Annotated in this window: 12 protein-coding genes and 2 tRNA genes; 5 read left to right on the forward strand and 9 right to left on the reverse strand. The window is 32.0% G+C overall.

Going from position 1 to position 16,162, the window contains the following annotated elements; genetic code table 11:
* Nucleotides 1–17: 17 nt before the first annotated feature.
* On the reverse strand, nucleotides 18–1,532 hold the full coding sequence (locus B8963_RS01255; protein ID WP_084059494.1) for a GH3 auxin-responsive promoter family protein: 1,515 nt from the start codon (nucleotides 1,530–1,532) through the stop codon (nucleotides 18–20).
* Nucleotides 1,533–1,652: 120 nt separating this feature from the next.
* Between B8963_RS01255 and B8963_RS01260 the strand changes: the two genes are divergently transcribed.
* A complete protein-coding gene (locus tag B8963_RS01260; RefSeq protein WP_084059497.1) occupies nucleotides 1,653–2,447 on the forward strand; it encodes a DUF2797 domain-containing protein in 795 nt (264 codons plus the stop codon).
* On the opposite strand, the gene B8963_RS01265 is transcribed toward B8963_RS01260, so the two are convergent.
* The 3 genes from B8963_RS01265 to sppA all read right to left on the reverse strand — a co-directional run bounded on the left by B8963_RS01265 (nucleotide 2,440) and on the right by sppA (nucleotide 7,747).
* Nucleotides 2,440–5,172 carry an AsmA family protein gene (locus tag B8963_RS01265; RefSeq protein ID WP_084059500.1) on the reverse strand — a complete coding sequence of 911 codons (2,733 nt, stop codon included), beginning with the start codon at nucleotides 5,170–5,172 and terminating at the stop codon, nucleotides 2,440–2,442. The two genes, B8963_RS01260 and B8963_RS01265, sit on opposite strands and share 8 nt — an antisense overlap.
* Nucleotides 5,173–5,260: 88 nt before the next feature.
* Nucleotides 5,261–5,971 carry a queuosine precursor transporter gene (locus B8963_RS01270; RefSeq protein WP_084059503.1) on the reverse strand — a complete coding sequence of 237 codons (711 nt, stop codon included), beginning with the start codon at nucleotides 5,969–5,971 and terminating at the stop codon, nucleotides 5,261–5,263.
* A 15-nt stretch (nucleotides 5,972–5,986) separates the two neighbouring features.
* Complete coding sequence (gene sppA, locus B8963_RS01275; RefSeq protein WP_084059505.1) at nucleotides 5,987–7,747, reverse strand: signal peptide peptidase SppA; 1,761 nt, start codon at nucleotides 7,745–7,747, stop codon at nucleotides 5,987–5,989.
* A 71-nt stretch (nucleotides 7,748–7,818) separates the two neighbouring features.
* Here sppA and folK point away from each other — a divergent pair, with 71 nt between their 5' ends.
* Entirely contained in the window at nucleotides 7,819–8,964 is a 1,146-nt protein-coding gene (gene folK, locus B8963_RS01280; protein ID WP_084059508.1) for a 2-amino-4-hydroxy-6-hydroxymethyldihydropteridine diphosphokinase, read from the forward strand.
* A gap of 165 nt (nucleotides 8,965–9,129) precedes the next feature.
* Here the strand turns inward: folK and B8963_RS01285 are convergent, their stop codons facing one another.
* Nucleotides 9,130–9,660, reverse strand: a complete 531-nt coding sequence (locus B8963_RS01285) for an RNA methyltransferase (protein WP_084059510.1) — start codon at nucleotides 9,658–9,660, stop codon at nucleotides 9,130–9,132.
* A gap of 118 nt (nucleotides 9,661–9,778) precedes the next feature.
* Here B8963_RS01285 and mutS point away from each other — a divergent pair, with 118 nt between their 5' ends.
* The 3 genes from mutS (at nucleotide 9,779) to B8963_RS01300 (ending at nucleotide 12,793) form a co-directional block, all read left to right on the forward strand.
* Nucleotides 9,779–12,391: a DNA mismatch repair protein MutS gene (gene mutS, locus B8963_RS01290; RefSeq protein WP_234989593.1), complete on the forward strand. Its 2,613-nt coding sequence runs from the start codon at nucleotides 9,779–9,781 to the stop codon at nucleotides 12,389–12,391.
* A 189-nt stretch (nucleotides 12,392–12,580) separates the two neighbouring features.
* Nucleotides 12,581–12,652: transfer RNA gene (locus B8963_RS01295), tRNA-Gly, on the forward strand.
* A gap of 57 nt (nucleotides 12,653–12,709) precedes the next feature.
* Nucleotides 12,710–12,793: transfer RNA gene (locus B8963_RS01300), tRNA-Leu, on the forward strand.
* Nucleotides 12,794–12,897: 104 nt separating this feature from the next.
* Here the strand turns inward: B8963_RS01300 and B8963_RS01305 are convergent.
* The 4 genes from B8963_RS01305 to B8963_RS01325 form a co-directional block, all read right to left on the reverse strand.
* A complete protein-coding gene (locus B8963_RS01305; RefSeq protein ID WP_143312433.1) occupies nucleotides 12,898–13,251 on the reverse strand; it encodes a hypothetical protein in 354 nt (117 codons plus the stop codon).
* Between the two features lie 862 nt (nucleotides 13,252–14,113).
* Nucleotides 14,114–15,388, reverse strand: a complete 1,275-nt coding sequence (locus B8963_RS01315) for a hypothetical protein (RefSeq protein ID WP_084059519.1) — start codon at nucleotides 15,386–15,388, stop codon at nucleotides 14,114–14,116.
* A gap of 87 nt (nucleotides 15,389–15,475) precedes the next feature.
* Nucleotides 15,476–15,850, reverse strand: coding sequence for a hypothetical protein (locus B8963_RS01320; RefSeq protein WP_143312435.1), 375 nt, complete (start codon nucleotides 15,848–15,850; stop codon nucleotides 15,476–15,478).
* 4 nt (nucleotides 15,851–15,854) lie between these two features.
* Nucleotides 15,855–16,133, reverse strand: coding sequence for a helix-turn-helix domain-containing protein (locus B8963_RS01325; protein ID WP_084060685.1), 279 nt, complete (start codon nucleotides 16,131–16,133; stop codon nucleotides 15,855–15,857).
* Nucleotides 16,134–16,162: the final 29 nt, after the last annotated feature.

Genomic DNA, 16,162 nt, shown 5'->3' on the forward strand with positions numbered 1-16,162 from the left:
ACCTATTTTATTGGTCTTTATTTGTTCATTCGAAGTAATTCATCGATGTAGTCCCTCTTATTAGACAATCTCGGTATTTTATGCTGCCCTCCCAATTTATCTTTAGATTTTAACCAATCGTAAAACAAATTTTCTCTAGCTATATGAACCTTTGGCATCTTTAGTGTAATGTTATTATAGCGCTTTGCTTCATAATCAGAATTCAAAGATTTTAATGCGTTATCCAAAAATTCAGTAAAATAATCAATCTCCTCAGGTGGTTTTCTAAATTCTATAATCCATTCATGCCCCCCTTTTTCTTTGCCAGACATAAAAATAGGAGCTGCCGTATAATCCTTTATTTCCGATGATGTTTTTAAACAGATACTTCGCAATGCTTCTTCAGCATTTTCAATGATTAATTCCTCTCCAAAAACATTAATATGATGTTTGGTTCTACCCGTTACTTTTATGCGATATGGACTGATAGATGTAAAACGAACCGTATCTCCAATTTTATAACGCCATAAGCCCGCATTAGTAGTTATAATTATTGCGTAATTTTTATTTTTCTCAACACCCCATAATGGAACAACCTTTTGTTCTTCTGTATTGTATGTATCCATAGGAATAAATTCGTAAAAAATGCCGTAATCCAACATCAGCAAAAGTTCATCAGAATTGTTTCTATCTTGAATAGCAAAAAATCCTTCCGATGCATTGTAAATTTCGTAGTAATTAAAATTTTTACGTGGCAGTAGATTTTTATACTGCGCTTTGTAGGGATTAAAATTTACACCTCCATGAAAATAAACTTCAAGATTCTCCCATACTTGAAATAAATGGTCCTTACCGGTTTCTTCAATTACATTATTTAATAAAACAAGCATCCATGATGGCACCCCTGCAAGACTGGTTACATTCTCTTGCGTACTTTCTTTAATAATAGCTTTTAGTTTAGATTCCCACTCACTCATTAATGAAACCTTATTGCTAGGTGTACTACTTAACTCTGCCCAAAATGGCATATTATCAATCAAAATAGCTGATAAGTCTCCAAAAAAGGTTCCATTATCTTCATACAACTCTTTACTACCTCCTAGACGTAAACTTTTACCTGTAAACAATTGAGAATTCTCATTATTATTTAAATACAAGCAGAGCAAATCTTTACCTGATTTATAGTGGCAATCTTCTAAAGCCTCTGTACTAACCGGAATAAATTTGCTTTTCGCATTCGTAGTACCACTACTTTTGGCGAACCATTTTATACTGGTAGGCCAAAAAATATTTTGTTCGCCGCGTCTGGTGCGTTCAATATCTGGTTCTATCTCCTCATATGAAGTTATTGGAACTCTATTAGCAAAGGTTTCATAACTTAATATAGATTCAAATTCATAATTTCTTCCTATCTCAGTATCTTTTGCAATTGCCAATAATTGCATTAAAACTTCTTCTTGCACCTCCTCAGGGTACTTCAAAAAAAGTTCTATCTGGTGATAGCGCTTTTTCAGCAACCAAGAAGCTATAGAATTAAATAGTGGTATAGGCATTTTTAGGTATCTTTAGGCTTGGTGAATTTCTTTTAATTGTTTTTTATTAATTAGCAGAACAATTTAAGAAATCGTTTTTAACTTTAAAGTGTTCAAATCATAATTTACAGAGAATTTTTTATGCAATACGAAGGTGTTTTACAGAAGATGCAAACAGAGTTTGGAAGTCCTATTCAATATTACATGATTTTCGAAAACGATTTTTTGAATGTAAATCAGATTTTGAACAAAAGAGTGACCATAAATTTTATAAAATACCAATGCCTAAATTGCGGCCAAGACAATCCTATTTACCGTCAAGGATTTTGCAGAAAATGCTTTTTTGAAATCCCTTCGGCCGGAGATTGGATAATGAGGCCTGAATTAAGCACCGCCCATCTAGACAAAGAGGATAGAGATTTGGCTTACGAAAAGAAAGTACAACTACAGCCGCACATAGTTTATTTAGCCAATTCAAGTAATATTAAAGTTGGTGTTACCAGAAAATCGCAGGTTCCCACTCGATGGATAGATCAAGGCGCACATGAAGCTATAGAAATTGTAGAAGTACCCAACCGATATTTAGCAGGCATTACCGAAGTTGCACTTAAAGACCATGTTGGCGACAAAACCAACTGGAGAACAATGCTAAAAAATGAAATTGAAGACAAAGACCTTATAGAATGGCGAAATAAATTAAAGCAATACATTCCAGAAGAAGCCTTGCCATATTTTATTGAAAGCAATAAAGAAACGCATCTTGAATTTCCCGTACTGCAATATCCTAAAAAAGTAAAAAGCCTTAATCTAGACAAAACACCAAATTTTACTGGAGTCTTATCTGGGATTAAAGGCCAATACTTATTATTTTCAGACGATACCGTTTTTAATGTCCGTGGTAGCGAAGGTTATTATGTTTCGCTAGGCATTAATTAGTAGAGTCGTTTTTAACTTCAGTTTTCTTTTTCTTATTCAACAAACCACCTAAAACAGATTTAGCAGCATCTTTAACAGCATCTTTTTTAGCAGTTGCAGTATCTTTCTTTACCGCAGTTGCTGTGGTATCCTTCTTGGTATTGCCTAATAATCCACCTAAAACATCTTTTACTTGGCTTTTAGAATCATTTGCAGCGGTTGTAGAATCTTTTTTCTTTTGATTTCCTGATAATAATCCACCAATAAGATCAGTAGCTTTATCCATACCCTTATTGATTAATTTTTGTTTTTCGATTTCAATAAGTTTAGATGTCAAATCTTTTACTCCTGTTGTAAAATCTGTTGTAACACTTGGATTTGTATATTCTCCTCCAATTGATGCAGTTACTGGTATAGTTAAATTATCCAACGAACTTTCATCAATCTTAGCAATTAAATTAGTTACATCTTTACCTAAATATTTAGACGGAACATTAAGAACAGCAGTATAATTTAATTTTTTGTCAAAAGTGTGATTTCCATTTACCGTTACAGCTATATCTTGATAGTTAACTGTGAAAGGCTTTACTTTAACAGTTCCATTTTCAAAGGATAGTGCTGTTTTCAATCCTTTTAAATCTAGTTTATCTACATTTAAAAAGTTTAGTTTACTACTTAAAGCTGATAATACTTTAGTTTGATTCGCATTAATTTCAGTACCTAATAATTCTGCAAGAACACTACCAGAAATAGTCGCCAAATTAGGCGTAAAATCGTCGTTTAATTTCCCTGAAATTGCAATATCAGAATTCAACTGACCCTGTAATGCATTCGCCAATGGCGCAAGTACTTTAAACAATTCAAGTGCTTTAAATGTCTCGGCAATCTGAAAATTGCTCATATCCAATTTCATTGCAAAACTTGGTACGGCATCTTTTGTGGAAACCTCTCCATTAAAAGCCAATTTTCCATTGAATATAGATGATGTCATATTCTGCAACGTTGCTTTTTCATCTTTAACTATTAATGTTCCAGAAACGTCTTTAAGTGTTAGGTTATCATAAATAACATTTGCAGCTGACGCATTAATAGTTGCATCTAAAAATGAAGGTATTTTTATTTGAGATGCTGTCGTAGTACTTGGTGTTTTTGCCTTTGTAGGCTCAACAACTGTTTCTTCAACCATAAAATCATTAACAGCAAAAGTGTTGGATTTTAAGTTAAAAGTACCCTCTACATTTTCATCATTAAACATAAATCCTAATAAATTATGTATGGATCCTGAGGCATTAAAATCTGTTTTACCTGTTACACCATTAAGCTCGTTTAAGGTTACCGTTTTTGGATTAAATGTTACCGAAGTGGAATTTATTTTAACCGGACTTTTTAATTCATCGGATTTATAAACAAAGTTTTTCAAGTTTAAATTACCGTTGATATTGGTGTTTTCATACCTTTTACTTTCTATAGAAGCCATATCAAATGCTGCATTTATATCAGCACTTAAAAGTCCTTCTAAATTTAAATCTGCAGGAACTGGATAAGCCTTTGCAATATTTGCCAAATTCATTTTCCCATCTACATGCGCCTTTACCTTAGTATTACCCATTAGATCTTTTATATTAGCTACCATATTGAATTTGTCTTCGTCTATCATAAAAGACAATTTTCGTATATCTACAAATGTATCTTCTGTAATACCGGTTTCATTAGTAATTTCAGTATCAATAAAAACATTACGAACAGATTTAGGCAAATCTGGATATTTAAAAGAGGCATTATCTGACTTAATATCAATTTTAAATTTAGGAATATGCAAATCATCTACAATACCATTAAATCTACCAGCAAGGGTGAAATTTCCGGTAGTTTTTACATTTTCAATATTTTTGGAATACTCAGCAGGTATCACCGCTAAAAAGTTCTTAAAATCTGATGATGGCGTTTTAAAACTAATATCCACCTCTTGATTATCATCATTCAACTTAACAAAACCATCAAATATTAATGGTAACTGATTTACAAGGGCTTCATTCTTTAAAAATGAATAGGTGTTTGTAGTTAAATCTATTCCCAATAATGCATCTAATTTCACTGGATTTTTATTCAAGTAATTGGTACTGTCCATTTCAAAAGAAACTAAACCTGAGGTCTTGGTATCTAATTCTGATTTATCTAACGACAAGTCTCCTGTCCCTGAATGATTCATTTCTAGCAGTTCAAAACGCATGCCACCTTCTTTATCCAAATACACTATTCTAGAGTTATTGATAGCGTAAGATTGCATGGAGAAAGTAAAATTACTGGTGTCCTCAGCACTAGCTTCAGTAGCATTAGCATCCTCTTTAGCAATATCATAGTTTGCTACACCAGATTCATTTACAATAATATTCACTAGAGCATCATCTACCACCAAGCTAGAAATTACTATCGGCTCATTGGCGTCTTTGAACAATTCTTTTATAGACATATTCAATGCAACCTTTTTAGAAGAGAAAAGCGTGTCTCCTGCAAATGGAGCTTTGTTAACCAATGTAATATTATTCATTGTTAAAGTTGCCTTTGGAAAAGATGAAAACAATGTTAAATCAGCATCTTCAAAATCGAACGTTGCCGTGATACTATTGTTTACTTTATTTTTTATAATATCAGCTATTTTACCTTTTAGAAAAAAGGGAGCAGCAACAAGCATTATCACGAATAACAAAAAGACAATACCAACAATTTTTAAAATTTTCTTTTTCATAAAATTATTATTCTTTAAAAATATCTTTTTTAACAAACGCGTTTTGCGGCAATCCAAATTATTAATGACGCAATCACAAAATTTAATTTCAGTAATCTAATTCGATTTCTTCTCCGACTTCTAATTTAAATCGTCTTCTAAATAGATATACGCAAAAGTATAAGAAAGGAGTGTCAAGAAATGCTATAATTATCTTAAAAATAAACCCACTTATAACTAGACCACTAAATAAACTCCAAGGCAACACTTTAAACACACATAATAACCCAACTACAGTAACCGTGTCGATAAACTGGGAGAGGAACGTGGAAAAATTATTTCGCAACCATAAATGTTTGCCTTTGGTTATTTTTTTCCAAAAATGATAGATGGCAACATCAATATATTGCGCAAAAAGATAAGCCATCATTGATGCTAAAACGGCAATTGGAGACAAGGCAAATACCTTATTAAACGTTTCATCATTTATTGGTGAAGAAGTAATTGCAGGCATATAATCTGCCAACAAAATAATTCCCATGGAGAAAAAAGATGCGAAAATTCCAGTAGTTACTAGCTGATTTGCCTTTTTACGCCCGTACATTTCTGAAACCAAATCGGTAATAAGAAAAGTTATAGGGTATGGCAAAATACCTACAGAGACCTCAAAAAGATTAGCATTCCAAATAGACACCTCTCCAAAGGGTTGCCATGAAACAAATTTTTGAAATATAAGATTGGATACCACCAAAGAGGTAATAAACAAAGCTGCCAAAAAAAGATAAATATTAAATGCTAATTTCCTGTCTTTCTTTGTCATACTTACTTAAATCCATTATTTTATATTCATAATAAAGGGCATTCTTGCTTGAACACCTTGCTGTTTCATTGCTGATTTAACTTCTTTTAAAATAGAATAGGTTTCCTCACCAATTTCTTCTCTAATGAAATCTTGTTTTATTTTAGAACTCGCTCCACCAAAGTCTTCCATAAAACGCTCAAAACCTGATTTATATTTTGGATAGCTATTAATTCCGTAGTTTTTTATTCCAGCTATTTCTGCTGCAGCTTTAATAGCATCATCTAATCCACCAATTTCATCAACAAGTCCTAAATTTTTTGCATCTACTCCACTCCAAACTCTTCCTTGTGCTACGCTATCTACCTCAGCAACTGTCATATTTCTTCCTTGTGCCACTCTACTTAAAAATGTACTATACGTATTCTCAACGCCTTCTTGAACGGTATTCCTGAACGCATCTGTCATTGGCTCAAATAATGAATAATCCACTGAGTTTTTATTAGTCCCAACTTGTTCTGCATTAATTCCAATTTTTTCTGCCAATTCACTTGCGTTTGGAATAGTACCAAAAACACCTATAGAACCGGTTATGGTTGTAGACTCTGCAAAAATTTTATCTGCGCCTGCGGCAATATAATAACCACCTGAAGCTGCAACATCTCCCATAGAAACAATTACTGGTTTAATTGCCTTTGTGAGCTCAATTTCTCGCCAAATAATATCTGAAGTTAAAGCACTTCCACCAGGAGAATTTACACGAAGTACAATAGCTTTTACATCTTCATCTTCCCTTGCTTTTATTAAAGAAGAATTAATAATGCCCTGACCAATAATATTGGGACCACCTTCTCCGTAAAAAATTTCACCTTGCGCATAGATTACTGCAATTTTATCATCTCCTTTTAAAAGCACTTTTTTCTTAGCACTTGGGATATAATCTTTTAAAGAGATATAATTAATATCATCTTTTAATGAAGCTTTTAAGGCATTCTTTATTTTGGTTTCGTATTCGTCAAAAAATAGAACATCATCAATTAACTTAGATTTTAAAGCTAATTCAGGAGTTCTTCCGCCTAAAGTATCTGCAATAGTGTTTAAGTTTTCAACAGATAATTTGCGGCTTATCGCAACTTCATCAATCATGGAGTTCCAAAGAGAACTCAGCAATTCTTTGATTTGTGTTCTATTAGCATCACTCATTTCGTTGGACAAATAAGGTTCCACAGCGCTTTTATATTTGCCATGTCTTATCACTTCCATCTTTATTCCTGTTTTCTCTTGTAAATTTTTATAAAAAAGCACCTCTGATGAAAGACCTTTAAAATCTAAAACACCTACTTCATTTAAAAACAAACTATCAGCAACAGAGGATAAATAAAAATCTTTTTGAGTATATACATCTGCGTAAGCATAAATAAATTTTCCGCTTTCTTTGAAATCCTCCAAGGCAGCTCTAATGGCTTGCGTTTGTGACAAACCTGCCATGATAAAATTATTATTAATACTTATACCTTTTATCTTGTCATCAGCCTTGGCTACAGCAATGGCATGTAAAATTTCATCTAAACCCTGTGATTGTTGAAATAAACCTGCAAAAGGATCTGCATTATCCCCACCAACATAATCCTCAACTGGATTTTGAATTTGGATTTCTAAAACAGAATTACTTTTAACCGTTTTTGTATCGTCTGCACTACTTACTAAGGCAATAAAAATAAAAAACATGGCCATCATAACTCCAAATGCAATAAGACATCCTAAAATGGCCGCCAATAGATTTCCTAAAAATTTCATTAAAATTTCGTTATAAATTCGCTGCAAAGATAACCAATGTTAAATTGTTTTATTTATTTTGTTGCGCTATTATGAACAACCCCAAAACTATTTACTTGTCTTTAGGCAGTAATCTTGGCAACAAGCTTTACAACTTACAAAACGCTATTTTCAAAATTGCTGAAAATATTAGCGCTGTGCAATCTATTTCTAATGTGTACCAAAGCGCATCATGGGGATTTGACTCGGATGATTTTTTAAATATTTGCATAGCAATAGACTCTGATTTAGCACCACATATACTATTAAAAAAAATTCACGAGATTGAAGAAAGTCTAGGAAGATATAGAAATACGACCGAAGGATATTTACCAAGAAGTATTGATATTGATATTTTGTATTACGGAAAAGAAGTTATTGAAACAGATCAACTAACAATTCCGCATGTTTCATTACAACTTAGACAATTTGTACTTAGACCATTAAGTGAAATTGCACCACAATTTTATCATCCAATTTTAAATAAGGATACTAGAAATTTAATACAAATGTGCAAGGACAAAACTGAGATTACTAAAACTCCCATTAAATTGCACAAAACAAAAGAATTACTTTTTTCAAAACTAAATTTTATCGCCATTGAAGGTAATATTGGTGCAGGAAAAACAACCTTGGCAAATAAAATATCTGAAGATTTTAACGCAAAACTTATTTTAGAGCGTTTTGCTGACAACCCTTTTCTTCCGAAATTTTACGAAGATCAAGCGCGTTATGCTTTCCCTTTAGAAATGTCTTTTTTAGCAGAACGGTATCAGCAATTTACAGATGATACTTCGCAATTTGACCTTTTTAAAAGTTTTATGGTTAGTGATTATGATATTTATAAATCGCTAATTTTTGCTAACGTAACCTTACAAGCGGAAGAGTTTAAACTATATCGCAAGGTTTTTAATTTTATGCATAAAGAGGTTAAAAAACCAGGACTCTATGTATACTTATATCAGAATACGGAACGTCTTTTAGCAAATATAAAAAAGCGCGATAGGGATTACGAGCAAAATATTGCTTCGGACTATTTAGAAAAGATAAATAGAGGGTATTTAGATTTTATTAAAAGTGCACCTAACCATAATACTTTAATTATAGATATTAGTGAATTGGACTTTGTTGAGAATGAAAAAGACTACAATTTTATTTTAGATGCTATAATTGAACACACCACCACAATAAAAAATTAAGATAATTTTCACATTTTATTTGCGTAGTAGAAAAGGTTTTGCTTAATTGCATCTGTTAAAAACAAATATTGATTTTTTTCAATAGGAGATTTTAAAACTAACTAACTCAAACTATACAAAAAACCCCGACCAATTAGGCTGGGGCTTTTTACTTTAATTAGTTTGCTATGGGTTAATTTTTGCCCAAAAATCCCAAACAACCACACCTACACTTACCGATATATTTAATGAATGTTTAGTGCCATATTGCGGAATTTCAATAATAACATCACTTGCAGAAACTACCTCTTGCGACACGCCTTTTACTTCGTTACCAAAAATTAAAGCATACTTTTCATTAGGCTTTGTTTTAAAATCATTCAGAAAAACAGCATTTTCTGCCTGTTCTATCGCTATGGTTTTTATATTTTCTTTTTTTAATCGCTGCAATACCTCTAAGGTACTTTCCGCATATTCCCAAGCAACGCTATCTGTTGCCCCTAGTGCAGTTTTGTGAATATCTTTATGTGGAGGTTGCGCCGTAATACCACAGAGGTATATTTTTTCTATTAAAAAAGCATCTGCTGTTCTAAAAACCGATCCTATATTATTAAGACTTCTAATATTATCCAACACTATAATGACAGGTGTTTTATCTGCGTCTTTAAATTGTTTAACATCTAAACGATCCAATTCACTATTTTTTAATTTTCGCATGCTCTTTTTATGTTTAAAACTTATTTCAAAATATCAACAATTATACAATTTGCCTAAAGAAAATAGTACATTCGTTTTTAGTAGAAATTGGAGCAAAAATAAGTTAATATTATAGCTTTTGGCAAAGACAGAAAAAAAGAAGGTAACACCTTTAATGAATCAGTACAATACCATCAAGAAAAAATATCCTGATGCACTATTGCTTTTTAGAGTTGGCGATTTTTATGAAACTTTTGGCGATGACGCTATAAAAGCATCTCAGATTCTTGGTATTACCTTAACACACCGTAATAATGGTGGTGACAAAACAGAACTTGCCGGCTTTCCACATCATTCTGTAAATACCTATTTGCCAAAATTAGTTAAAGCAGGTTTGCGTGTAGCAATTTGCGACCAATTAGAAGATCCAAAACAAACAAAAACCATTGTAAAACGTGGTGTTACAGAACTAGTAACTCCTGGTGTAGCTTTTAATGATGATATTTTAAGTGCAAAAAGCAATAATTTTTTGTGTGCTGTTCATTTTGGACGAAAACTTATTGGTGTTGCTTTTTTAGACATATCCACAGGGGAGTTTTTTACATCGGAAGGAAATGAAGATCAAGTAGATAAACTGCTACAAAATTTTTCTCCCAATGAAATATTAGTATCAAAAGCGCACAAAAAAGAATTTTTAGAAATTTTCGGGAAGCAATTCCACACCTTCTTTATGGAAGATTGGGTCTATCAAGAAGATTATGCCTTAGAAACACTAACGAGTCATTTTAAAACTAAAAGCCTTAAAGGTTTTGGTGTAGATCATCTAAATCATGGCATTATAGCGGCTGGTGTTGCCTTACATTACCTTTCAGAAACGCAACACCGTCAGTTACAACATATCAGCAAACTTGAACGCATTGCGGAGGAAGAACATATTTGGATGGATCGTTTTACAATTCGAAACCTTGAATTATACCAGGCCAATAATGTCAATGCAGTTACTTTGTTAGATGTTATTGACAAAACAATATCTCCTATGGGAGGGCGAATGCTAAAAAGATGGCTAGCCTTACCACTAAAAAATATTGATAAAATTAAAAGAAGGCACCAAGTAGTAGCTTATTTACAAAAAAATGAAATTACACTACAAAAGCTTCAAAACCACATAAAACAAATTGGCGATTTAGAGCGGTTAATTTCTAAAGTGGCCACAGGCAAAATTAACCCTAGAGAAGTAATTCAGTTAAAAAATTCTTTAGAAGCTATAGTCCCTATAAAACTGTTAGCAACAAATAGTGAAAATGAGGCTGTAAAAATTATAGGCGATCAACTAAATACATGTGATTTGCTTCGTTCAAAAATCAAAGAAATGATTAATGAAGAAGCACCCGTAAACATGTTAAAAGGAGTTACCATTGCCAAAGGATATTCTGAAGAACTTGATGAATTGCGCGATTTAGCTTTTTCTGGCAAAGACTATTTAAACAAAATGCTGCAACGCGAAACGGAGCGCACAGGAATTACTTCTTTAAAAATTGCATCAAATAATGTTTTTGGCTACTACATAGAAGTACGAAATACACATAAAGATAAAGTTCCAGAATCTTGGATACGCAAACAAACTTTGGTTAATGCTGAACGTTATATTACCGAAGAATTAAAAGAATATGAAAGTAAAATACTAGGTGCAGAAGAAAGAATATTAAGCTTAGAGCAGCAATTATTTTCTCAATTAATTGTTTGGATGCAAGAATATATTGCACCAGTACAGAACAACGCCTACCAAATTGGACAATTAGATTGTTTATGTGGTTTTACACAGTTAGCCAAAGAGAATAATTACAACGAACCCGAGATTAATGAATCCACCACTATTGAAATTAGCAATGGCAGGCACCCTGTGATCGAAAAACAATTGCCAATAGGCGATGTATATATTGCCAATGATGTTATTCTTAACAGAGAAGATCAGCAGATTATTATGATTACGGGCCCAAACATGAGTGGTAAATCTGCTATTTTACGACAAACAGCCCTAATTATTCTTTTAGCACAAATGGGAAGTTTTGTTCCTGCCGATACCGCAAAAATTGGTTATGTAGATAAGATTTTTACAAGAGTTGGCGCAAGTGATAACATTTCTATGGGAGAATCTACCTTTATGGTAGAAATGAACGAAACAGCATCTATCTTAAATAACTTGTCTGAACGAAGTTTGGTATTATTAGATGAGATAGGCCGAGGAACCAGTACTTATGATGGTATATCTATTGCTTGGGCAATATCTGAATACTTACACGAACATCCAGCAAAAGCAAAAACATTATTCGCCACTCATTACCATGAAATAAATGAAATGGCAACTACTTTTGAGCGTATAAAAAATTATAATGTATCAGTAAAGGAGCTAAAAGACAATGTTCTTTTCCTAAGAAAATTGACTCCTGGTGGAAGTGAACATAGTTTTGGCATTCATGTGGCTAAAATGGCCGGCATGCCCCAACAAGTTATTATTAAAGCTAACAAAATTTTAAAGAAACTAGAAAAATCACATTCTAGCGAAGAACTTACGGATAAATTAAATGATGCGCAGAATGAAATGCAATTGAGCTTTTTTAATTTAGACGACCCCCTATTACAGCAAATAAAAGAAGAAATTACCCATTTAGACATCAATACGCTTACGCCTGTAGAAGCGCTAATGAAGCTAAATGAAATAAAACGGCTATTGACCAAGAAAAAAAATGCCTAAATTTTTTATTCAACTAATTTCTAAATGCCTGTTAATTAGCCAATAAAGCAACATGTTATTTTAGTTAAAATCTGTATCAAATATTTTTTAATTCTTTTACGCGATTTTTCTTTGGTTTTTATAGAATTGTATTAAATTTGCATCCGCATTTGTAACGAATGCCACGTTCATTTAAATAAAACATTACTTGCGAAAGTAGCTCAGGGGTAGAGCATCACCTTGCCAAGGTGAGGGTCGAGGGTTCGAATCCCTTTTTTCGCTCATATAAAAACACATAACTACGGTGTTTTTAGAATAGCCTAGCCTTAATTGGCAAAGGCTCGAGTGGTGGAATTGGTAGACACGTTGGACTTAAAATCCAATGGACATTAGTCCGTGCGGGTTCAAGTCCCGCCTCGAGTACAAAGAAAAACCTCAACATCTTAATTATTAGATAGTTGAGGTTTTTTGTTTTGTGATTTTGCCAACATTTTGCCAACGGATTAATTAAACTATAAAAACAACACCTAGGAGCAATCACATTTGTAAGGTGTAATATATTTATTGAATTTCTCACCATAGGTACCAGGATTTGCCAAAAACTGCTCAATTACCTTAATAGGTAAATCACAGTATAGATACAAGTTGTTTAAATCTGTTTTAAACGAAACGAAAATATAATTTTTATCATTGTAAGTATAAAAGAAAATAAATTCTAGGTATGATGACTGTAATTGATATGAATAAAGCGCAGCGTCACGAACCCCATATTCAGAAACTTTTGATCTTAGTTCTTTACACTCCTGATTAATAACACTTGGCTGACTGTTTGCATCAAACAAGAATAACATTAACAATATGTAAATCGCCTGCTTTTTCATATCTAATATTTATTATTTTTTTTTCTTTTACTCGCGTCTAAAGGTGAGAACATTATAGAATTAATTTAAACCAATTAAAATACGACCTCAGAACCTATATAATACATTTTATTAACACTTTTATTGATTCTTAAGTGTTGCCCCATAAATAACCGTTAACAAAGCACCCAACTTGTTTAAAATCAATTTTTTACATAAAAAAAATTGATTGTTTTAAATAGGTGATTTTGACCTATTTCTAGCAATTTTAATTCTTTATTTGGGCCTTGTCTTGTTCTTTTCTTCTCTCCTGTACGTTCTTGAATGCCTGGATCCTCGCTCTCTCGTTCTCCGTCATTTTCAATGGCTTCTTATCCTTGTCTTTCATTAATTAATTATTTTTTTAATTTACTGATATTCTTATGCTCAATCAAATCTTGAAAGGTTATGTCTTCATATCTGATTCCATATAATTTTATAATATTTTTTCGTGTCTCTAAATCCTCGTATGCCATTAAAATTAAACGATATCTATATTTCAAACTTTTTGCAGAACTACTATCCAGTTTATGGCAAATTTTACTAAGTACTTTGTGTGAATTAGGAGCGCTAATTTTAGTATCTCGAATATTAGTGCAAGATGTCGCTATAACTATAACAAACAAAAGTAAAACTCTATACATGTAAAATAACTATTATAAATAAATATACTAAAATATTGAATATGATAATGTTGAAGGTTTGGAATACATATAATTAAGTAACATCCGGAACAGGAAAACTCGGATATTTAACCCCACGCCCGTTGATTTAATAAGGATTTCGAATAAATTTTTGACTTTTTTCTTTCAATTATAGTTTCAATTTTGGTGCCAACTAGTTCTTAGAATAAATTTAATTGGTTGTTAAAAAAATCGCTTAGATTATTATAATACCTATTACGTATCTGTTTTGATATTTTATCATAGATACTCTTTTCAAATTCATTATAGCGACCAGTTAATAATGCAGCAGCAATTCTCTTAAAAGTTTCAGGCTCTTTTTTTTCATAATATTTCAAACCAGTATTAGAAAGTAAATTACTGCCTCTTTTTTGCATGGAAATATCTAGGTTTGTAATAGGGCATATTCTTCTATTGGTATTCGTAAGTATTTCCCCTTTATCTATATCTAAATAGTTACGGTTTTCAATATTTTCTATTTGGGGTAAATAGTTACGCTTTTCAGGGAATAAAGAATTTAGTTTTATATCAATTGTTTTTAAAAATTCATTGTTAATATTAAAACCTGTTTTGTCTAATATATTTAAGTACCTGCTTTTTTTATCATTAAAATCTGCGCTCCTATTAGATTGCATTGCGTCGTACCAATTAAATGTATTAAAATCATTAATTAAACTTTTTTTATCTCTCTTTTTAAGAAAATCTAATCTTGGTCTAGGCTCAAGAATTAGAGTATCTTTTGCATGTTTTAGAATATCTTCTTTTAAGTTTTCGTAAACTTCAACTTTTAGTAAATCGCCTATATTATGAATTCCTAAATACTTGCATTTCGATGGGCTAAGAGTAGACACCTCGTATCTTAAAGTGTCTGGATTGCAGAATTCTGGAAATTGAAAACCTTTAGCATAAAATTTGATTGATAGATATTTCAAGATTTCACCCGTTTTACGATTAAATTTTTTAGCCTTTTTACTATACTGAAGGCTTTCATCAAGAATAAATTGCCTTCTTTGAAAATAGGAGTCATAAGAAATTAATTCTTTACCATATCCATCAAGAATAAAGTTTACTCCATACTCTAAATGGTTTATTGGATATTTATCAAAATCATGGAAATCAAATAAATCAATAAATTCTTGTATTGTATTAATGCAATTAACTACATTAAAATCATTGGAGTTATGGTTATTGTTATTAAAAAAGTAATGTGGTTTAAATACAATCCTTATGCGCTCTTTTCCTTCTTTGTCATTGCGAGGAAAATGCGGTTCTCTTTTAAAAATAATGCCTTTATATTCTTTTTGGTCTTTATTGTATATCTCTCCTGTTCTTTTGCTAGTTTTATACACTTGAAGCATTGTAGATAATAGCGGATTACCCCATATTGATTCTAATGTGACTGGGTCTTTAGTAATAATTTGAATTAAATCTACCATTAATTAGTATCTTTACGTCGAGGTGTTACGTTGCTGTGAACCTCAACATTTGAACAAATACGGGAGGCTTGAACAACCTCCCTTTTTTTATAGTCTTATAAATTTTTCTGTAAATAGTTTAGGGCTAATAGGTTTAAAGCCTTTGAAGAAATGTATTATTAAGTATTCTTTATCCTCCCTAAACTCAAAAATCAAATGATCTTTTTTTCTTTTCTGATCTCCATAGAACCATCTTGGGGATGATGTTTTTTTTAGCCCAGTAGTGGGCTTGAACGACATTTCATCTATTTGATTCATCCAAAAAATAGGCTTATCCTTGGCTTTTGATCTTCCTAAATCAGGAGCAATTTTAAGTTGATCGTCAAAAACACTGAATTTATCTTGACTGTGATAAATTGAGGTACTACCGTTTGAAGCATATCTTCTGTAAGTATAAACTTCGGGGATATTTTTTATATACATTGTCTTACTTTTTAAGTTCAACAATTGCGTTTTCGACCTCATCACGCTTATAATAAACACGCCCCGAAATTTGGTATGCGGTCAATATTCCTTTCTTAGTCCAGTTGTGTACACTTGACAAGTCAATTTGAAGCATTTCGGCGACATCATTGCGACTAAGATAAACGTTAGGCTCTTTAGGTTGTAGATGTTTTTTAAGGTCGTTTAATCGATTTTTAACGGTTTCATCGATTAGGTCAATTAATGCGGTTGGTGTTGTGCCAATGAATTGAATTTGTTTCATTTTGAACATTATTTAAGATTAATAACATT

Origin of the sequence: Cellulophaga tyrosinoxydans (genome assembly GCF_900176415.1) — a bacterium.
Classification (GTDB): Bacteria; Bacteroidota; Bacteroidia; order Flavobacteriales; family Flavobacteriaceae; genus Cellulophaga; species Cellulophaga tyrosinoxydans.